Raw genomic sequence first — 18532 nt, 5'->3', positions numbered from 1 at the left:
AAGTTAGCGGGCGACCTGAAGGGTGGTCACGGCGATCATATTGGTCACATCCTGAGCGGTGCAGCCCCGGCTGAGGTCGTTGGCGGGTTTGGCGAGACCCTGAAGGGTCGGGCCGATGGCATCGGCGCCGCCAATGCGCTGCGCGATCTTGTAGCCGATGTTGCCCGCGTCGAGGTTGGGAAAGATCATTACGTTGGCATGCCCTGCTGTCGGGGAGCCGGGGGCTTTGGAGGCCGCAACTTCGGGCACAAAAGCCGCATCGAATTGCAACTCGCCATCGGCCTTGAGGTCGGGATGGTTGGCCTTCAGCAAGGCGGCGGCTTCGCTCACCCTGGTGACAGCGGCGTGTTTGGCCGAGCCCATGGTGGAGAAGGACAAAAGCGCGACCTGCGGCTCGACGCCCAGCAGCTGCTGGCAGGAATTGGCGGAGGCGACAGCAATGGCGGCGAGTTCCTCGGCGGTTGGTTCGATCACCAGACCGCAGTCCCCAAAGATCATGGCGTCACGACCGGAAGGGTGGCCTTCGGGCAGCGCCATCAGGAAGAAACTGGACACCAGCGGCGCGTCCTTGGCCTTGCCGATGACCTGCAAGGCAGCGCGCACGGTGTCGGAAGTGGTCGCAACAGCGCCGCCAACGGTGCCGTCAGCGTGCCCCTCGCGGACCATCAGGGCGGAGAAGACCAGCGGGTTCAGCACCTGCGTCTCGGCGATCTCGGGCGTCACGCCCTTGTGCTTGCGCAACGCGTAGAACGCCTCCGCAAGACCAGCGCTGAGCGCGGAGGTGGCGGGGTCTTCGATTGAAATGGCGGGATTGTTGGGCGCACCGGCAGCAACAAGCTGTGCGGTGACATCGTCCCGCGCGCCGACCAGCGTGATCCGGGCGGTTCCGGCCTGCACGGCGGCGATGGCGCCGGCCACGATCCGGGGATCGTGACCTTCGCTCAGGACAATATGGGCAGGCCGGGCGGCTGCGCGGTTGGAAAGGGCGCGCAGAACGCTCATGGCCTGATCCTTTGTTTTATGCAGTTCGTGATGTGCACCTAGGCTTACACAACCTGCGCGCGCATGTCGTCTTTGCTGATGCCAGCAATTTCGACAGGCTTTTTCATCGCGTCGCGGCGGAACGGGTCACCCAGTTCCTGGTTGATCATGGCTTCGATCAGCGTGGTCACGCCGTTTTCCATCTGGTCCTTGATCGCCTGATCCAGCGCCGCTGTCAGCTCTTCCTGTGTGCGGGCGATGACGCCTTTGAGGCCACAGGCATTGGCGATCCCGGCGTAGGACACTTCCTCGTCCAACTCGGTGCCGACGAAGTTGTCGTCGAACCAGAGTGTCGAGTTCCGCTTTTCAGCGCCCCACTGGTAGTTGCGGAAAACGATCTGCGTGATCGCAGGCCAGTCGCCGCGGCCGATCGCTGTCAGCTCGTTGACGGAGATGCCGAAAGCGCCGTCGCCTGCAAAGCCCACAACCGGCGTGTTCGGTTGGCCGATTTTCGCACCCACGATGGAGGGCAGGCCATAACCGCAGGGACCAAAGAGGCCCGGTGCCAAGTACTTGCGGGACTCATTGAACGACGGATAGGCGTTGCCGATGGCGCAGTTGTTGCCGATGTCGGAGGAGATGATCGCCTCGACCGGCAGAGCGGCCTGAATCGCGCGCCATGCCATGCGGGGGGACATCCAGTCCGGCTTTGCCGCACGGGCCCGCTCGTTCCAGTTGGTGCCGGGATCGTCCTGCTCTTCGTTCAGCGAGGTCAGTTCCTGCGCCCAGGCCGATTTGGTGGTGGCGATGGTGTTCTTGCGTTCCGCGCGGTTGGTGTCGCCTGCGTCGTCAGAGAGTTGCGCGGTGATGCCCTGGGCCACCTTGGCCGCGTCGCCGACGATGCCGACGGTGACCTTCTTGGTCAGGCCGATGCGGTCGGGGTTGATGTCGACCTGGATGATCTTGGCCTCTGTCGGCCAGTAATCAATGCCGTAGCCGGGCAGAGTGGAGAAGGGGTTCAGGCGGGTGCCGAGGCAGAGCACGACGTCAGCCTTGTTGATCAGCTGCATGCCGGCCTTGGAGCCGTTGTAGCCCAGCGGACCTGCGAACAGCGGGTGGTTGCCGGGGAAGGCGTCATTGTGCTGGTAGCCGACGCAGACGGGGGCGTCGAGCTTCTCGGCCAGCACGCGGGAGGCTTCGATGCCGCCCTTGGATAGAACCGCACCGGCGCCGTTCAGGATGACTGGGAATTTCGCGTTGCTGAGCAGCTCTGCCGCATTTGCGACGGCAGCTTCGCCGCCCTGCGGCAGTTCGAAGTCCACGATTGCCGGCAGTTCGATGTCGATGACCTGTGTCCAGAAGTCACGCGGGATGTTGATCTGAGCCGGACCGGAGGCGCGTTTGGCCTGCATGATCACGCGGTTCAGGGTCTCGGCGATGCGGGAGGGGTCACGCACTTCTTCCTGATAGGCCACACAATCGGCAAAGAGGTTCATTTGCTCCATTTCCTGGAAGCCACCCTGACCGATGGTCTTGTTGGCGGCTTGCGGCGTGACCAGCAGCACAGGCGTGTGGTTCCAGTAGGCGGTTTTCACAGCCGTCACGAAGTTGGTGATGCCGGGGCCGTTCTGCGCGATCATCATGCACATCTTGCCGGTGGCGCGGGTGAAGCCGTCTGCCATCATGCCGCCGGATGTTTCATGGGCGCAGTCCCAGAATTTGATGCCCGCATCGGGGAAGATGTCGGAGATCGGCATCATGGCGGAGCCGATGATGCCAAATGCATTGTCGATCCCATGCATCTGGAGTGTTTTAACAAAGGCTTCTTCAGTGGTCATTTTCATGGCGCGGGTCCTTGGATAGAGGTTTCGATTCTTAATTTTCGGCCAAAGTAGAGCGTCGGGCAGGACGCGGTTAGGGCCAGTTGCTTGCTTCACTTAATCCCAGATGACTCATGGCGCGCATTTCGTCCGCAACGATTGCAACGCCATCTGCGATGCGGTTTGCCGGGATGGAGGAATAGGCGAGCCGGTAGTAGTCCTTGGGGCGGGCGGGTCCGGAAAAAAACGAATGTCCGGGTTCGATCAAAACGCCGCGGGCCTGCAGGCGACGCGCGAGTTCGTGAGTGTCTACGCCGTTGTCGGCGCGCATCCAGAAAGAGGAGCCGCCATAGGCGCCCTGGCCTGCGATCTGCAGATCATGCGCCGCGATGGCCTTGGCCATGACTTCGCGACGCTCGTGCAGGGCGCTGCCCATGCGGCGGATCAGGGCGTCGTGGTGGCCAAGCGACAGGAAATAGGCCGCCGTGCGCTGAACATGTCCGGGTGGGTGTCGCAGGACGGATGCGCGCAGCGCGCGCGCCTCGCGAATGAAGGGCTCAGAGCCCACCAGATAGCCTAGGCGCAGGCCGGGAAACAGCGATTTCGAAAAGCTGCCCACATAGATTACACGCCCATCGGTATCGAGGCTTTTCAGCGCAGGAGAGGGGCTTTTGAGAAAGGACATCTCAAATTCGTAGTCATCCTCGACGATCAACGCGTCCATTTCCGCGGCCCGCTCCAGCAGGTCGTGGCGCCGGTGCATGGGCATGGTGTTGGTGGTCGGGCACTGGTGGCTGGGCGTGGTGAAGATCACGTCCGTATCTGGCGGGATCGCATCAGGTGGCATCCCGTCGGCATCCACGCGCACAGGCGTCGTATGGCAACGAGATTGCGAAAGGATGTCCCTAAGGGCATGATAACAAGGGTCTTCCAGCGCCGCGCGCCGCCGCTGTGTCAGCAGAACCTGCGTGGTCAGCCAGAGCGCGTTCTGCGCGCCCAGGGTGATCAGGATCTGTTCGGGTCGCGCCGCAATCCCGCGTCGCGGCAGCGTGTGCCGCGCGATGAACTCGATCAGCTGCGGATCGTCCTGATCGTAGTAATCCGTTGTGAGCGCAGTGAAATCCTTCTGCCCCAGCGCCTTGAGCGCACAGAGCCGCCAGTTCGCGTGGTCGAAAAGCTCCGGATCGGCCTGTCCGTAGATGAAGGGAAAGCGGTAGCCGCCCCAATCCGATGGCTTGCGGGGCATGTCACCGCCGGAAAACCGCTGACCAATCGCCCGCGTCCAGTCCACCGCATCGGGGCCCGCCTGACTGGGTGTGAAAGCCGGCGGCACGGGCGCGTTTTCTGAAACGTAATAGCCCGACCGTCCGCGTGAGGTCAGATAGTCATTGGCCAGCAATTCCGTATAGGCAATCGTCACCGTGATCCGGCTGACCCCGAGATGTATGGCGAGTTTACGGGTCGAGGGCAGCTTTTCCCCACGCTGAAACCGGCCCGAGAGGATCCCCTGGGCAATCATCTGCTGTATCTGCGATTGCAGCGTTCCCTGAGCATCAGGGTGCAGGAAAAAGGTTTCGACGGGCAGCGCCATGCAAGGAGCCTATACTGGACATAGACTGCCTTCAATCTGGTATTAATCGGACACCAAAAGCCCGATTTATCCCCCCATGCGTGCAGTCAGATTTGACTAAATATTGTATTATTGAAACTCTGAGTATCATTAATGCACTCATCTTGCAAGCGCTGTGCAAATCCGCAATGGCTTGATGCATCCTTGTAGCATCCATTTCTATGCGTTGTGGTGATTCTTGCAGAGCACAGGCGTATAAGCTTCGAGCCTGGCGTAAGGGGAGGGAAGGCGATGACACTGGATCGAATCGTGCAGACATATGGCGCCGCTTGGTGTGAGCCGGAGGTCTCCAAGCGACGGGAGTTGCTAGAAATTGCCTGGAGCGAGAAGGGCCAGTATCAGGACCCATCCGCCGACATAATGGGCCGCGAGGCGTTAGTGGATCATATCGGCGACGTGCATCGACAATGGCCGGGCGCGCGGATTGAGCTGACCAGCGGGGTCAGCACGCATCACGATAAGATCTATTTCTCATGGCGGATGATCACCGCAGATGGCGCGACGGCCATCGAGGGTGTGGATTTTGGCACCCTGTCGCCAGAGGGGCGTCTCGCGCAGATCATTGGCTTTTTTGGACCACCAGGTAGCTAGCTGCGCGCTGCACGGGATATGCCGCATGCGGTGCAGTTACCGAGCGGAAGGGGCCAAAGCACATGGGGGCCACACAGAAAGACCGATGCGGCCCCCACGGCAGGGAGACTGGGAGATTTGATCTAGCTCTTTCGGGTTTTCGGGTGGAGCGAGGCCGCAAAAATATGGTCCGAGGCCCGCACGATGCTACCCGCTTGATGCACGATATTCTGGTCAGGCCGCAACGCCACGGTCTCGTCCTTGTCCGGATAATCCAGATCGTACAGGAAATGCTTCATGCAATTCAGCCGCGCCCGTTTCTTGTCGTTTGACCGAATGACGGTCCAGGGCGCGTCGGCGGTGTCGGTGTAAAAGAACATCGCTTCTTTTGCTTCGGTGTAATCGTCCCACTTGCCGAGGCTGGCGCGGTCGATGGGCGAGAGTTTCCAGCGTTTGAGCGGATCGGTTTCCCGAGACGCAAACCGGCGCTTTTGTTCCTCCTGCGTGACCGAGAACCAGTATTTGAAGAGCTTGATGCCGCTGCGCACCAGCATGCGTTCAAACTCCGGGGTCTGCCGCATGAATTCGAGGTATTCGTTCGGCTCACAGAAGCTCATCACCCGTTCGACGCCTGCGCGGTTGTACCAGGATCGATCATAAAGAACGATTTCGCCTGATGTCGGCAGGTGCTTGGCGTAGCGCTGAAAAAACCATTGGCCTTTTTCTTCTTCCGTGGGTTTGTTCAGGGCAACAACACGCGCGCTGCGGGGGTTCAGGTGCTCGGCGAAACGTTTGATGGTGCCGCCTTTGCCAGCCGCGTCCCGGCCTTCGAACAACATGACGACCTTTTGCCCGGTTTCTTGTAACCAAAGTTGCACTTTGAGCAATTCAACCTGAAGTGCTGTTTTCTCCGCTTCATAGGCGGCGCGCCCGAGGCGCTCCGCATAGGGGTATTCACCTTGTTCGAAACCGATGATTTCCGCGGTAGGTTGTTTAACTTTCGCCGTTACCGGCGTTTTTACTTGCGTTGACATATAGTCCCTCCTTTTAGAAGGCGGAGTCTAGCAAAGTAGTTACAAAACCGTCGTTGACCTGAATCAACATCTGCGATGGGGTAAAAACCGCGCTCTGCCATGCATCATAAGCGTTGATCTAAATCATGTACGACCACGCGCGGACCTGAGATGCATGTTCATAGATGCCGAAAAAGAAAGTGGGGCGACGATGTTGGATATTGCTGTGACCAAAGTGGCTCAGATCATTCTCTATGGGCATGAGATTGACCGGGCGGAGGCTGAACTGCGTGGGTTTTTGGAAACCCTGAACGAAGATGAATGCCATAGCCTGATTGCCATCATGTGGATCGGGCGGGATAGTTTTAGCGCGGATGAGTATAGCGAGGCCTTGGAAACAGCAAAACGCGAGGCTGTGACACCGACGGCGGATTACCTGATCGGGACACCGCATTTTGCCGATCATCTTGAGGCTGGCCTGGAATTGCTGGGGACGTCAGCCTCGGATGCGGAGCAGTCACTGCTTTAAGACGCAGGAGGCGTGGCACAGAAACAAAGCCCCGGCGAAAACCGGGGCTTTTTCTTTTGCGAGCAGGGCGCGATCAGGGGCAGGCGGCGGTATAACGGGTGCCGTCGGCGTTCTGATAGACACAATCACCGCTGGCAGTGCGGCCGAGGAAATTGCCAGCAACGGCCCCGGCTGCCGCACCGATCAGGGCGCCTCTGCCACGGTCGTTGTCATCGAGGGCATACCCTACTGCAGCACCACCAAGGCTGCCGGCGATGGTATTCTGGTCCTGGGTGGCGCAGGCGGCAAGCGCCGCGATCACGGGCAGCGTGAGAAATGCTCTATTCATGATGTCACTCCTTTTGACTACCGAAAAAACGCAACGGGGCGCGGGAAGGTTCCCGCGCCCCGTTAATCTAGGCGGTGCGTCGCTCAGGCCAGCAGCCCGTCCGCGCGGGCTTTAGCCGAAGACGCGGGTAAGGGCGCCGTCGACGGCCTCAACGATCTGGTTGATGTCGTCCTTGGTGGCGATCAGCGCGGGCGAGAAGCACAGCGTGTTGTTCTTGCCGGGCAGCGAGCGGTTGGTCGCCCCGATGATCACCGCCTGCTTCATGCAGTCGCCGACCACCGCCTGCACCATCTTTTCGGCTGCCGGTTCGCGCGTGGTGCGATCTGCGACCAGTTCGGCACCGACGAAGAGGCCTTTGCCGCGCACGTCACCGATCACCGCGTGCTTGTCCTGCAACTCGCGCAGCTTGTCGACCATATAGTCGCCCATCTGCACCGTATTCTCGAGCAGGTTCTCATCTTCGATGATCCGCATGTTTTCCAGCGCCGCCGCGGGACCCGCCGTGCAGCCGCCGAAGGTCGAGATGTCGCGGAAGTAGTTCATGTGGTCGGACGTGTCGTCCTTGAACATGTCAAAGACTTCGTTTGTGGTCGCCAGGCAGGAGATCGCTGCGTAACCAGAGGCCACGCCTTTCGCCATCGTGACCATGTCTGGCTGGATGCCGTAGTGCTGGTAGCCGAACCATGTGCCGGTCCGACCCACACCGCAAACGACCTCGTCGATGTGCAGCAGGATGTCGTATTTCTTGCAGATCTCGGCGACGCGGGGCCAGTAGCCATCGGGCGCTTCGATCACGCCGCCACCTGCTGTGACCGGCTCAAGGCAGAGGGCACCCACGGTGTCGGGGCCTTCGCGCAGAATGATCTCTTCGATCTGGTTCGCGGCCCATTCGCCGTAGTTCTGCTCAGGCGCGCCGTCTTGTTCGTGCTTACGGTACTCCAGGCAGTGGGGCACGCGGATGAAGCCGGGGGTATAGGGCCCGTACTGCGCGTTGCGCTCGTCCTGACCGCCCGCGCTGAGGCACGCGATGGTGGTGCCGTGGTAATCGCGGTCGCGATAGAGGATTTTGTGTTTCTTGCCACCATAGCGCTTGTGCGCGATCTGGCGCACCATCTTGAAGGCTTTCTCATTCGCCTCGGAGCCGGAGTTGGCGTAATAGATGCGGTCAAGCCCGGGCATCTTGGTCAGCAGCTTCTCAGCAAAAAGCGCACCGGGCACGGAACCTACGGTGCCGCCGAAGAAGTTCATTTTCACGATCGCGTCGCGCACGGCATCGCCCATGGTTTCGCGGCCATAGCCCACATTCACCGTCCAGACGCCACCCGAAACGGCGTCGATATGCTCGATGCCTTTCTGGTCCCAGACACGCAGGCCCTTACCTTCGATGATGATCTTGGGATCGGCGCCGGTAAAGAACGGCTGGTGCTGGATCAGGTGGTGCCACACATTTGCGCGGTCCGCTTCGACGACGCGGCTAAGGTCGTTCTCGTTGAAATTGCCGTCCATGGGTCGGGCCTTTCTGTTAGCGTAGAATCAGGTGAAATCGGATGGCGAGCGATCCGGATTTGACCGACATGACTGTTTTTCAGGCACTGGAAGTAGGGCCAGATATACCACAAAGATAGAGCCAGATAAGCCGGTTGATCAAGCGATATCGGGTGCAGTGCCCTGTATTTATGGGCCAATTGGCACCAGCCAGTCAAATCCTGTGCCAATATCACCCCTTCGACCGGTGCCGCATTTGTGAGCAACACCCGCCGCCATTTAAATCCCTTACGCTCTTTGGCGTGCAACTGCCCCCGATGCCGCCCCAGCCCAAGCGCTGGAGGGTGATCTGACGCTGGACGTGGCAGGGCACAAAGTGACGGCGGCCTCGGTGATCATTGCGACCAATGGCTATTCCGACAGTCTGGTCAAAGGGCTGAAGCGGTTCGTGCTGCCGCTCTCTTTCACACAGACGGCAACCGAGCCGTTGTCGGAAAGCGAGATCGGGTCGATCCTGCCACAGGGGCTACGATCTCTGACACCCGGCGGCTGATCATGTACGCGCGGCGTGCGCCCGGCGGGCAGATGGGTTTCGGTGGCATTGGCTTCAACGACCTGCGGGGTGGCGTCGGTGGGTTCGGTTGGATTGAAAAAAGATGCACCGGAGACCTTTCCAAGCCGCAAGGGCGTGAAGTGGTGTTGCAAATGGCGTGGGCACATCGCCTTGACCGAAGATTGGGTGCCGCATCTGCATGACCCGGCCCCCGATCTGATTGTTGGTCTGGGGTACAACGGGCGGGGCGTGGCAATGAGCCATGTGATGGGCGCGAACTGGCCGGCCGGGCGCTGGGCACCCCGGCGGAGGATCGACCGTTTCCGGTTACGAAGATTCCGTCCTACAAAGTCCGCAGCCCAAAGGTGCTTGGCGCCGGGTTGGCCATGGCCTTGCTGCGCAGGCGCGACCAGATGGAGTGGAAAAGCGACCCCTGGGGGTAAACTGGACTCATCTAGATGCAGAAAGTGGACGTTTGTTCTGATGCGCGCAACGTCACTATGCCGGGCGATGGAAGGCAGAAGGCCCTCCTGACTTCAGGCTTTTGCAATAGAGACTTTCAGGATTTTACAATGTCCTGAGATGATCAAAAAAGAGAGGCATAAATATCGGGCAGTTCCATTAAGATGACAGTTTTGTGCCAATAATGCTCTTGCAGGCGCTTCAAAACTGACATTGGATGACGATGTGCAACGAAATCAAGAAGCGGCATGAAGCCGTGACGCACCAATAGAAGGCCGCCTTTGGAAGGTCGGCGTATGATCAACGGGAGAAAAAAATGATCAAGAAGACAGCATGTGCTTTTGTAGCGGGCGCCGTGATGGCGCTGAGCGCGCAAACAGCCGCAGCAGACGGCCACGGTGAGATCACCGTCGGCTATTTCCTTGAATGGCCGATGCCGTTCCTGGCGGCGAAAGCCTCGGGCGCTTATGATGAGGCACTCGGGATGAAGGTGAACTGGGTGTCCTTCGAGACCGGCACGGCGATGTCGGCGGCAATGGCATCAGGCGATGTGCAAATTTCCGTCAGCCAGGGTGTGCCGCCGTTCGTTGTGGCAACCTCGGGCGGCCAGGACATCCAGATCGTGGATGTGGCGGTCTCCTATTCGGAAAACGACAACTGTGTCGTGGCTGCATCGCTGGAGATTGATAAGGACAGCGCGGGCGAGTTGGCCGGCAAGAAGGTGGCTGTGCCGCTGGGGACAGCCGCACATTATGGCTTCCTGCGCCAGATGGACCATTTTGGCGTGGACCTGGCGTCGCTGCAGATCGTCGACATGGCACCGCCAGAAGGAGCTGCTGCCCTGAGCCAGGGCGCGGTTGACTTTGCCTGCGGGTGGGGTGGTGGCCTCGCGCGGATGAGAGAATATGGCAACATCCTTCTGACCGGTGCGGAAAAGCAGGAACTTGGCATTCTGGTCTTTGACGTGACCTCGGCCCCGGCCTCCTACATTGCCGAGAGCGGTGATGTCGTTGCGAAGTTCGCGGCGGTGACGGCTGCGGCAAACGCCGAGTGGAAGGCCAACCAGAGCGACGAGATGCTGGCGGTGATCGCCGAGCAATCCGGTATGGATTTGGAAGCGGCGCGCGCTTCGATTTCGGGCTTTGAATTCCCTTCTGTCGAAGAGCAGCTTTCCGAAGCCTGGCTTGGCGGCAATGCAGCGACCTTCATGAAAGGCGTGGCGGATGTCTTCGTTGAATCGGGCTCCATCGACAAGGCGCTCGACAGCTACGAGGACGCGGTGAACACCGGTCCGCTCTCAGCAGCCAAGGGTATGTAAAACATACTGTAACGGCGCGAGGCATCCTCGCGCCGTTACTCTTTAAGGACCAGAGGCGGGGCCAACCCTGCCCGGCAAGCCGCCCTTTTTGGGCAACAGGTGGGGACCTCATGACCGGATTATCTATAGAAAATTTATCGATGCGCTTTGAGTTGCCCAACGGCGATCATGTGCAGGCTTTGCAGGATGTGTCGCTTGACCTCAAGGCGGGGGAATTGCTGAGCGTGCTGGGGCCATCGGGCTGCGGCAAGACCACATTGCTGAATATCGTGGCGGGTTTTCTGGCGCCCACGGCGGGCGAGTTGATCCTGAACGGTCACAAGGTGACGGGGCCGGATGCCGAACGCGGCATGGTGTTCCAGCAGGGGGCCTTGTTCGAGTGGATGTCGGTGCGCGAGAACGTAGGCTTTGGCCCCTCGATGAAGGGCACGCCGAAGCGCGACAAGGACGAAACGGTGGACCATCTGCTCGATGTGGTCGGTCTGCAGGACTTCAAGGAAAAGGCGGTCTACGAGCTGTCAGGCGGGATGCAGCAGCGGGTCGCCTTGGCGCGCTGTCTGGCCAATGATCCCGATGTTATCCTGATGGATGAGCCGCTGGGCGCGCTTGACGCGCTCACGCGCGAGAAGATGCAGAGCCTGGTGCTGAAGCTCTGGAAAGAGACCGGCAAGACCATCATCCTCATCACCCACTCGGTGGAGGAAGCTTTGCTCTTGGGCGAACGCCTGATCGTGATGGCGCCGCGGCCCGGACGCATCCACAAGGAATACCGGTTGCCCTTTGCGGATCTCGGCGTGGATGCCGATCTGCGCGAAGTGAAGAAACATCCCGACTTTGGGCCCAAGCGCGAAGAGATCTTGAACATGATCTGGGATATGGAAGAAGAAATTATGGGCGGTAAGGAGGACGCGGCATGATCCCTTTACTGATCTATATCATCATCTTTGTCGCCGCTTTCTTCATTGTCACCAAGGTGGTGCAGGGGGCTGGCCTCTCGGACTACACCTCGCTGAAAACCGTGACCTTCGGGGATGAAAGTGCGGTGCGGCCCAACCGGGCGGCGGGCATCATCTCGATCCTGACGATCTTCCTGATGTGGGGGATCTTCACCGGCTCCAGCCTGTTGCCGGGGTTCCTGCATGCGCCGGGCCCCTATGAGGGCACGACGAGCTTTACCTATACCGCACAGGCCGAAGGCCAGGCGCCCGATGACGCGACCGTCACCGTCGTTGTGCATCCGCGCGAGGTCGCGACGGATGCGCCGGAAGTCGATCCGGGCGACGGCTTTGCCAAGAACGATTCCGCGGCAATTGCACAGTGGCGCACCGGTCTGATCAACGTGGACCGCAACGATGACATCACCAAGAAAGATGGCGCCAAAGTCATCGCCATCAACGGCGAAAAGATCGCGCCAGGTGAGACGGTGAAGGTTGATGGCGGTGCGGTGACCCTGTCGGACAAGGGCACGCCGAACTTTGAGCCCACCAGGGGCTGGCAGATGGAACCGCTTTATCTGCCCGCACCGGAGGCCGTCTGGACCCGTTCGCTTGAGATCATGAGCTCCGGCTTCCGCAACTTCACGCTGTTGGAGCATCTGGGCTACTCGCTCTTCCGCGTGGTCGTAGGCTTTCTGATCGGTGCTGTCGTTGGCATCCCGCTGGGCTATGCGATGGGTCTGAGTGACTGGTTCCGCGGCTGGTTTGACCCGATTGTCGAGTTCATGCGGCCGGTGCCGCCGCTGGCGCTGATCCCGCTGGTGATCATCTGGGCGGGTATCGGTGAGGCGGGCAAGATCATCCTGTTGTTCCTGGCGGCCTTGTGGATTATGGCGATTGCCGCGCGGTCCGGGGTCTCCGGCGTGAAAATCTCCAAGGTGCACGCGGCCTACAGCCTTGGCGCCAGCAAGTGGCAGATCATGCGCCACGTGATCGTGCCGAACTCGCTGCCCGAGATCTTCACCGGCGCGCGGGTGGCGATGGGGGTCTGCTGGGGCACGGTGGTTGCGGCTGAACTGGTCGCGGCCGAACAAGGCGCCGGCATGATGATCATGACCGCCTCGAAGTTCCAGAACACCGATATCGTGATCATGGGCATCATCCTGATCGGCGTCATCGGCTTCGGCATCGACATGCTCATGCGATGGGCCGAACGCATCCTCGTCCCATGGAAAGGCAAAGGGTGACGCAGCTGGAATCACCGAAATCCGGAGAGGCCCCGCGTGGGGCCTTTCTGCTATTGGCGACCGATCATGTGTGTAGCGGCATGCCAAAAGCAACATAACTGCGTCAGAAATCCCCAAAAACGTTCAGAATTACTCAATAAGCTTGTGTAATCGTGGATCATCAGTATCCCTGAGGAAACGAGCATATAAAAGGCAGGCTACCATGACATCCGAAACTCCCTTTGAGGGCGCCATGCCGGTGGATCCTGCGTCTAAACCTGCGGCTGCCTGGGTGAGCATTCTGGCCAAGTATCGCGACCCGAACCCGGCGCGGTCGACCTTTGAAATTGCGGTGAGCCTTATCCCGTTTCTGGCAATCTGGGCCATCGCATGGTGGCTGCTGTCGATCAGCTATTGGGCGGCCTTTGCCCTTGCCTGCCTCAACGGGCTGTTCCTCGTGCGCCTTTTTTGCATTCAGCACGATTGCGGGCACGGGTCGTTTTTTGCCAATCGCGTGCTCAGCGACTGGACCGGGCGCGCCTTGGGCGTGCTGACACTGACGCCCTATGACGTCTGGCGACGGTCGCACGCGTTTCACCATGCCAGCGCTGGCAATCTGGATAAACGTGGCATGGGTGATGTGGTCACGTTGACGGTCGACGAATATCGCGCGCGTGGCTGGTTTGGGCGGCTGCGGTATCGCGCTTACCGCAATCCCCTGGTTCTGTTTGTGTTGGGGCCAGCCTACCTGTTTTACCTCGAAAACCGGCTGCCTTTTGGCATGATGGACGATGGCTGGCGCATCTGGCTGAGCTCCATGGGTACCAATCTGGGCGTGGCGCTGACGGTGGGGCTGATCGTTTACTTTGGCGGCCTTATGCCACTGCTGCTGGTGTTCGTGCCGACAACGCTGGTGGCCGCGACGCTGGGTGTCTGGCTGTTTTACGTCCAGCATCAATTCGAAGAAACGCAATGGGACCAGCCGGAGGATTGGGCGCTACACGAAGCGGCGCTGCATGGCTCTTCGCATTATGTCATGCCCGGAATTTTGCAGTGGTTTACCGCCAATATTGGGATTCACCATGTGCACCATCTTTACAGCCGCATTCCCTTTTACCGGCTGAAAGAGGTGTTGCGCGATCATAGCGAATTGGCAGAGGCCCAACGGCTGAGCATTCGCGAAAGCATCGCCTGCGCGCGCCTGCACCTTTGGGATGAAAAACAACGGCGCTTGCTGTCATTTCGCCAGATGCGTGCGGCTTACGGCGTGATCTGAACTTCACGGTTAGGGGGTAACTCCACGGCGCCCATCACAGTGGCTTGCGCTTCGCGAAACCGCTGCTGACGATCGTGCCTGGCGACCATTCTGGTGGCTTTGGCATCCATGGTGCTGACGGCGCCAATGATGGGACACCAAACTCAGGATTTGCGGCGTGGTGTCGCATTCGGGCCCTTGCCGGAGGGTTTCCCGCGCTTGTGAGGCGGTACAAACCTCTTGGAGGGATCTGCCGCGCGTTTTTTGGACGCATTCTGATCGCGGGGCGCGCCGCCTTTGCCACCGGGTTTTGCATCCCTGCTGCGATCCCCCCGGTTTTCGTTATCGCGTGTCCGACGCTCAGCCTTGGCGGTATCACGATTTTCCTTCGTCCAGACCGGCTTGGCCCGCGGCCCGTCGGCGGGAGCAGTGGATTTGGCCTTCGGTTTTGCGCCCGGTTTCATCGGGGAGCGCTCGGTCTTGTGGGACTTGGGCGGCTTTTTCCCTTTGGGTGCCGCGGCTGGTTTATAGGGTTTGTCCGTGACTTCCGAGCGAGGCTTTTCGCGTTTGCGCGGCGTACCCGCGGCCTGCTCAGCCGCCAGCGGATCATAAGCAGGCTTTGCGCGTCCGGGTTTTTTGAAATCGGGCTTCGGGCCGCGCGGTTTCCGGTCTGGCGCCGGGCCGCGGTCCAGATTTGGCGCGGCGTCCAGACGCGTCAGCTGCGCACCCTTCTCAAGGACCATGTCAGGACCCACGGCTGCGACAAAAGCCTCCGCGCGACTGGCCAGCACCTCGACAAAACTGTGGCTTGGTTGAATGCGGATGGCACCGATATCGTCCTTGGTCAGGTTCCCCTTGTTGCAGACCATCGGCAGGAGCATCCGGGGCTCCGCGCCGTCTTTGCGCCCCAGGGAAATCGAGAACCAGACCGACGGGCCGAATTCCTTGCGCGGACGATCATCCTTCGCCGCGGAATCGGATAGCTCCTCCGGCGCAGACTTTCGCGCGCGGGTGAGGTTCACGAAAGCGGCAGCCAGTTGCTCTGAGGTAAACTCTTCGACCAAACGCGCCACGATGTCCTGGGCGCCCTCGGGCACCGGCTCCGACCAGGAGGGATCGGCCAAGAGACGCGCCTCGTCCTCCGCCAACACCTCTGCGGCGGAAGGTGGCTCGGCCCAGGCAACCTTCAGCTTCGCACCACCGATCAGCCGGTTGGCTTTGGAGCGCAGCTTCGGCGGAACGATCAGTGCTGAGACCCCCTTGCGACCCGCCCGCCCGGTGCGCCCGGACCGGTGCAGCAACGTATCGGAATTGGACGGCAGATCGGCGTGGATCACCAGTTCCAGATTGGGCAGGTCAATGCCGCGCGCGGCCACATCGGTGGCCACACAAACCCGCGCCCGCCCATCACGCAAGGATTGCAGGGCATTCGTGCGCTCAGATTGGGTCAACTCGCCCGACAGCGCCACAACCGAAAAGTTTCGGTTCGTCAGCCGCGAGGTCATGCGCGCCACAGCCGCACGTGTGTTGCAGAAGATGATGGCGTTCTTGGCCTCGTAAAACCGCAGCACGTTGATGATGGCATTGTCGATGTCGCGCGGATGCGTCGTCAGCGCCCGGTATTCGATGTCCGAATGCTGGCGCGTCTCACCGGCGGTGGACACGCGCTGCACATCTCGCTGGTAGCTTTGTGCCAGTTTGGCGATGGCCGCTGGCACCGTGGCGGAGAACAGCAGGGTGCGCCGATCCTCGGGTGTTTCCGACAGAATGAATTCCAGCTCTTCGCGAAATCCAAGATCCAGCATCTCGTCGGCTTCGTCCAACACCACCGCGCGGATCGCGGAGAGGTCAATATTGCCGCGCTTGATGTGATCGCAAAGCCGTCCCGGGGTGGCGACCACGACATGCGCGCCCCGCTCCAGCGCGCGCCGTTCGGTCCGGCTGTCCATGCCGCCCACGCAGGAGGTCACAACGGCACCGGCCAATCCATAAAGCCACGTCAGTTCGCGATTGACCTGCATGGCCAACTCGCGCGTCGGTGCGATGATCAACGCCAAAGGTGCGCTTGCCGGGCCAAAATGCAGCGCCTCGCCCAGCAGGGTCGGAGCGATGGCAAGGCCAAAGCCGACGGTCTTGCCTGACCCGGTCTGGGCCGAAACCAGCAAATCGGCCGCTACCAGATCGGGATCTGTCACGGCCTGCTGCACCGGGGTCAGCGTTTCATAGCCTTGTTTTGCCAAGGCGTCGGAAAGGGTCTGGATCACGGAAGTACCTGTCTCTTGGGCGGCATAGGGCCGTTAGGATGTACCAAGGCGCGCCGCGTTGCGGCGTCGTTATGCCTTTGGGGCGCAAGAGTCGATGAGAATCTGCGCTGGTGCCGTCAGGGCCTGGTTGGTCATAGGGCTCTTTGACGTTCAGGACCGAAGGTTGGCCCGCGCGAGGCGGCGCGCCTAGGTCCGTTCGTCAGGCAGATGGCCAAAGCTGACGGCCAACCGGTTCCATGCGTTCATCTGCGCAATAATCAGGGTAAGATCGACGATCTGCGCGTCAGAGAATTCGGCTTTTATCGCACCGAACAGGTGGTCGGGCGCGCCGTTATCAGGCAGCAGGGTGATGGCTTCAGCCCACGCCAGGGCAGCCTTTTCGCTGTTGGAGAAAAACGGGCATTCCCGCCAAACGGTCAGACAATCCAGGCGTTGTTCGGTCTCTCCATCGGCGCGTGCCTCGCAAGTGTGCAGATCGACGCAATAAACGCACCCATTGATCTGCGAGACGCGCAGTTCGATAAGCGCGCGCAATTTTGCGTCGATGGTGGGCATATGCGTCTTGGCTTTCGCCATGCTGGCGACCGCAGGTCCGTTCACGGAGACATAGTCCAGGCGTTCAATCATCATGTCGCTCCCAACAGTTTGCACTACTCTGGCAGGACTTTGATCTCGCGGCCAGTTCCAGGTCTCACGCGCCACCACGTTGACCATAATCAAGCCACTCCGCTTGAACAGGCAAGCCGCGGAAGTTGGTCAGCAAGCCTTAAGATATGTTGGGTCGGGATTTTGGTGGAGCCTAGCGGGATCGAACCGCTGACCTCCTGCATGCCATGCAGGCGCTCTCCCAGCTGAGCTAAGGCCCCATTGTGCGCCCTTGCGGGTCTCACGGGTTGGATCGTTAAATCCAGTGCGCCGCTGAATAGGCGCATCACGGGGCGGGATCAAGTCAAAAAACCTGCCGCCCCGCGCGAAATCGTCAAATCAGTTGTCGTCGTCTTCCGATGCGACGTCCGCAATCTCTTCGAGCGGCACGCTGTCATCATCGTCTTCGTCGTCATCCAGGATATCGTCTCCCAGATCAACATCAACGTCCTCTTCATCATCCAATACCACATCATCCTCTTCCGTAGAGGTTTTGGCCTTGGCCTTGGCGGATGCAGCATCCTCGGCGTCCGCCGCGATCATGCGTGATTTGCTGAGGTCAATCTCGACCACTTCGCCGGTGTAGGGGCTGACGATCGGATTCTTGTTCAGATCATAAAAACGTTTGCCGGTGGTGGGGCAGAGGCGCTTCGTTCCCCATTCTTCTTTGGGCATGAAAAACCCCCTTTTCAATTGCTGTTCTGCTGTAGATGATTCCGGCCAAGTGCCATATGAAACGGAGGCTGTAAAGGCCTGCCGCGCGGAAGGTCACCCCAGAGAGCCCGTTATGCCCCAGATCATCCTGCCCGGCGACCCGCCCATCCCCTTGATCCTGCGGCGATCGACCCGCGCCCGCCGCATTTCGTTGCGAATCTCCCAACTGGACGGGCGCGTTACGCTAACCCTGCCAAACCGGGTGCCCGAACGCGAAGCCATGGCCTTTGCCCGCGAAAAGGAGGGATGGATTCGCAAACATCTTGAGGCGCGTGGCGACGATGTTGCGGTGCGTCTCGGCGCGGTGTTGCCGGTGGGCGGTGTGATGCACGAAGTGGTTGCCGGTTCGGGTAGGCAGGTGCGCTTTGAGGGCGCGCGCGTCGCGGTTCCCGGCCCGTCTGATCGGATTGGCGCGCGTTTGGCGGGGTATCTCAAAACCGTGGCCCGCGCGCGTCTGGCGGAGGCGTCGGATCATTTCGCCGCCAAATTGGGAAAGCCCTATTCTGCGATCACCCTGCGCGACACCCGATCTCGCTGGGGCTCCTGCACGGCCGAAGGACGGTTGATGTATTCATGGCGGTTGATCCTGGCGCCGCCGGACGTGCTCGATTACGTCGCGGCGCATGAAGTCGCGCATCTGTCCGAGATGAACCACGCGCCGGCTTTCTGGAACGAAGTCCAGCGGATTCACGGGGAGTACACTGCGCCACGCGCATGGCTGCGCAAACACGGGGGCGACCTGCACAGATACCGGTTTGACAGGTGAAACGGGCCGGGGCTTGACCTGAGCAGGGTTTGTGATCA

The 18532-nt window shown here is 60.4% G+C and carries 17 protein-coding genes and 1 tRNA gene; 8 read left to right on the top strand and 10 right to left on the bottom strand.

Annotation, left to right across the window (positions count from 1 at the left end):
• Window positions 1-3 precede the first annotated feature (3 nt).
• From pta to Q1A20_RS12810, 3 genes are all read right to left on the bottom strand, one after another.
• The gene (pta, locus tag Q1A20_RS12820; protein WP_299408279.1) at window positions 4-1002 is read right to left on the bottom strand and encodes a phosphate acetyltransferase; all 999 of its coding nucleotides are present in this window, start codon (window positions 1000-1002) and stop codon (window positions 4-6) included.
• Between the two features lie 44 nt (window positions 1003-1046).
• Window positions 1047-2825 carry a sulfoacetaldehyde acetyltransferase gene (xsc, locus tag Q1A20_RS12815; RefSeq protein ID WP_299408277.1) on the bottom strand — a complete coding sequence of 593 codons (1779 nt, stop codon included), beginning with the start codon at window positions 2823-2825 and terminating at the stop codon, window positions 1047-1049.
• Between the two features lie 70 nt (window positions 2826-2895).
• Window positions 2896-4392 carry a PLP-dependent aminotransferase family protein gene (locus tag Q1A20_RS12810; protein ID WP_299408274.1) on the bottom strand — a complete coding sequence of 499 codons (1497 nt, stop codon included), beginning with the start codon at window positions 4390-4392 and terminating at the stop codon, window positions 2896-2898.
• A 270-nt stretch (window positions 4393-4662) separates the two neighbouring features.
• On the opposite strand from Q1A20_RS12810, the gene Q1A20_RS12805 reads away from it, so the two are divergent.
• Window positions 4663-5022, top strand: a complete 360-nt coding sequence (locus Q1A20_RS12805; RefSeq protein ID WP_299917035.1) for a hypothetical protein — start codon at window positions 4663-4665, stop codon at window positions 5020-5022.
• Between the two features lie 122 nt (window positions 5023-5144).
• On the opposite strand, the gene ppk2 is transcribed toward Q1A20_RS12805, so the two are convergent.
• A complete protein-coding gene (ppk2, locus tag Q1A20_RS12800; protein WP_299917033.1) occupies window positions 5145-6035 on the bottom strand; it encodes a polyphosphate kinase 2 in 891 nt (296 codons plus the stop codon).
• A gap of 190 nt (window positions 6036-6225) precedes the next feature.
• Here ppk2 and Q1A20_RS12795 point away from each other — a divergent pair, with 190 nt between their 5' ends.
• Complete coding sequence (locus Q1A20_RS12795; protein ID WP_299408479.1) at window positions 6226-6543, top strand: DUF3775 domain-containing protein; 318 nt, start codon at window positions 6226-6228, stop codon at window positions 6541-6543.
• A gap of 73 nt (window positions 6544-6616) precedes the next feature.
• On the opposite strand, the gene Q1A20_RS12790 is transcribed toward Q1A20_RS12795, so the two are convergent.
• Window positions 6617-6871, bottom strand: coding sequence for a YMGG-like glycine zipper-containing protein (locus Q1A20_RS12790; RefSeq protein ID WP_298974541.1), 255 nt, complete (start codon window positions 6869-6871; stop codon window positions 6617-6619).
• Between the two features lie 111 nt (window positions 6872-6982).
• The gene (locus tag Q1A20_RS12785) at window positions 6983-8377 is read right to left on the bottom strand and encodes an aminotransferase class III-fold pyridoxal phosphate-dependent enzyme (protein ID WP_299408268.1); all 1395 of its coding nucleotides are present in this window, start codon (window positions 8375-8377) and stop codon (window positions 6983-6985) included.
• A 340-nt stretch (window positions 8378-8717) separates the two neighbouring features.
• On the opposite strand from Q1A20_RS12785, the gene Q1A20_RS12780 reads away from it, so the two are divergent.
• From Q1A20_RS12780 to Q1A20_RS12760, 5 genes are all read left to right on the top strand, one after another.
• Window positions 8718-8909: a hypothetical protein gene (locus Q1A20_RS12780; RefSeq protein WP_299917030.1), complete on the top strand. Its 192-nt coding sequence runs from the start codon at window positions 8718-8720 to the stop codon at window positions 8907-8909.
• Window positions 8910-9687: 778 nt separating this feature from the next.
• Window positions 9688-10689 (top strand): ABC transporter substrate-binding protein, encoded by a 1002-nt coding sequence (locus tag Q1A20_RS12775; protein ID WP_298974547.1) that lies wholly within the window; start codon window positions 9688-9690, stop codon window positions 10687-10689.
• Window positions 10690-10799: 110 nt separating this feature from the next.
• Window positions 10800-11606 (top strand): taurine ABC transporter ATP-binding protein, encoded by an 807-nt coding sequence (locus Q1A20_RS12770; RefSeq protein ID WP_298974548.1) that lies wholly within the window; start codon window positions 10800-10802, stop codon window positions 11604-11606.
• The gene (locus Q1A20_RS12765) at window positions 11603-12871 is read left to right on the top strand and encodes an ABC transporter permease (protein ID WP_298974550.1); all 1269 of its coding nucleotides are present in this window, start codon (window positions 11603-11605) and stop codon (window positions 12869-12871) included. The genes Q1A20_RS12770 and Q1A20_RS12765 overlap by 4 nt, the downstream gene beginning before the upstream one ends.
• Before the next feature lie 232 nt (window positions 12872-13103).
• Window positions 13104-14126, top strand: coding sequence for a fatty acid desaturase (locus Q1A20_RS12760; RefSeq protein ID WP_299408477.1), 1023 nt, complete (start codon window positions 13104-13106; stop codon window positions 14124-14126).
• A gap of 143 nt (window positions 14127-14269) precedes the next feature.
• Here the strand turns inward: Q1A20_RS12760 and Q1A20_RS12755 are convergent, their stop codons facing one another.
• The 4 genes from Q1A20_RS12755 to Q1A20_RS12740 form a co-directional block, all read right to left on the bottom strand.
• Window positions 14270-16369, bottom strand: coding sequence for a DEAD/DEAH box helicase (locus tag Q1A20_RS12755; protein WP_299917028.1), 2100 nt, complete (start codon window positions 16367-16369; stop codon window positions 14270-14272).
• 186 nt (window positions 16370-16555) lie between these two features.
• The gene (locus Q1A20_RS12750) at window positions 16556-16999 is read right to left on the bottom strand and encodes a carboxymuconolactone decarboxylase family protein (RefSeq protein WP_299917026.1); all 444 of its coding nucleotides are present in this window, start codon (window positions 16997-16999) and stop codon (window positions 16556-16558) included.
• A 160-nt stretch (window positions 17000-17159) separates the two neighbouring features.
• A tRNA-Ala gene (locus Q1A20_RS12745) sits at window positions 17160-17235 on the bottom strand.
• 118 nt (window positions 17236-17353) lie between these two features.
• On the bottom strand, window positions 17354-17689 hold the full coding sequence (locus tag Q1A20_RS12740; RefSeq protein WP_298974557.1) for a TIGR02300 family protein: 336 nt from the start codon (window positions 17687-17689) through the stop codon (window positions 17354-17356).
• Between the two features lie 112 nt (window positions 17690-17801).
• Here Q1A20_RS12740 and Q1A20_RS12735 point away from each other — a divergent pair, with 112 nt between their 5' ends.
• On the top strand, window positions 17802-18494 hold the full coding sequence (locus tag Q1A20_RS12735) for a M48 family metallopeptidase (RefSeq protein ID WP_299408257.1): 693 nt from the start codon (window positions 17802-17804) through the stop codon (window positions 18492-18494).
• Window positions 18495-18532 lie beyond the last annotated feature (38 nt).

Source organism: uncultured Roseobacter sp. (assembly GCF_947501835.1).
Taxonomy (GTDB): domain Bacteria; phylum Pseudomonadota; class Alphaproteobacteria; order Rhodobacterales; family Rhodobacteraceae; genus Roseobacter.
This window is presented reverse-complemented; position numbering and strand designations above follow the sequence as displayed.

Coding starts and splice junctions, on each gene's coding strand:
- Q1A20_RS12770 (WP_298974548.1), top strand. CDS start 10,800: ATGACCGGATTATCTATAGAAAATTTATCGATGCGCTTTGAGTTGCCC.
- xsc (WP_299408277.1), bottom strand. CDS start 2,825: ATGAAAATGACCACTGAAGAAGCCTTTGTTAAAACACTCCAGATGCAT.
- Q1A20_RS12735 (WP_299408257.1), top strand. CDS start 17,802: ATGCCCCAGATCATCCTGCCCGGCGACCCGCCCATCCCCTTGATCCTG.
- Q1A20_RS12785 (WP_299408268.1), bottom strand. CDS start 8,377: ATGGACGGCAATTTCAACGAGAACGACCTTAGCCGCGTCGTCGAAGCG.
- Q1A20_RS12775 (WP_298974547.1), top strand. CDS start 9,688: ATGATCAAGAAGACAGCATGTGCTTTTGTAGCGGGCGCCGTGATGGCG.
- Q1A20_RS12740 (WP_298974557.1), bottom strand. CDS start 17,689: ATGCCCAAAGAAGAATGGGGAACGAAGCGCCTCTGCCCCACCACCGGC.
- ppk2 (WP_299917033.1), bottom strand. CDS start 6,035: ATGTCAACGCAAGTAAAAACGCCGGTAACGGCGAAAGTTAAACAACCT.
- Q1A20_RS12765 (WP_298974550.1), top strand. CDS start 11,603: ATGATCCCTTTACTGATCTATATCATCATCTTTGTCGCCGCTTTCTTC.
- Q1A20_RS12810 (WP_299408274.1), bottom strand. CDS start 4,392: ATGGCGCTGCCCGTCGAAACCTTTTTCCTGCACCCTGATGCTCAGGGA.
- pta (WP_299408279.1), bottom strand. CDS start 1,002: ATGAGCGTTCTGCGCGCCCTTTCCAACCGCGCAGCCGCCCGGCCTGCC.
- Q1A20_RS12750 (WP_299917026.1), bottom strand. CDS start 16,999: ATGATGATTGAACGCCTGGACTATGTCTCCGTGAACGGACCTGCGGTC.
- Q1A20_RS12795 (WP_299408479.1), top strand. CDS start 6,226: ATGTTGGATATTGCTGTGACCAAAGTGGCTCAGATCATTCTCTATGGG.
- Q1A20_RS12790 (WP_298974541.1), bottom strand. CDS start 6,871: ATGAATAGAGCATTTCTCACGCTGCCCGTGATCGCGGCGCTTGCCGCC.
- Q1A20_RS12805 (WP_299917035.1), top strand. CDS start 4,663: ATGACACTGGATCGAATCGTGCAGACATATGGCGCCGCTTGGTGTGAG.
- Q1A20_RS12760 (WP_299408477.1), top strand. CDS start 13,104: ATGCCGGTGGATCCTGCGTCTAAACCTGCGGCTGCCTGGGTGAGCATT.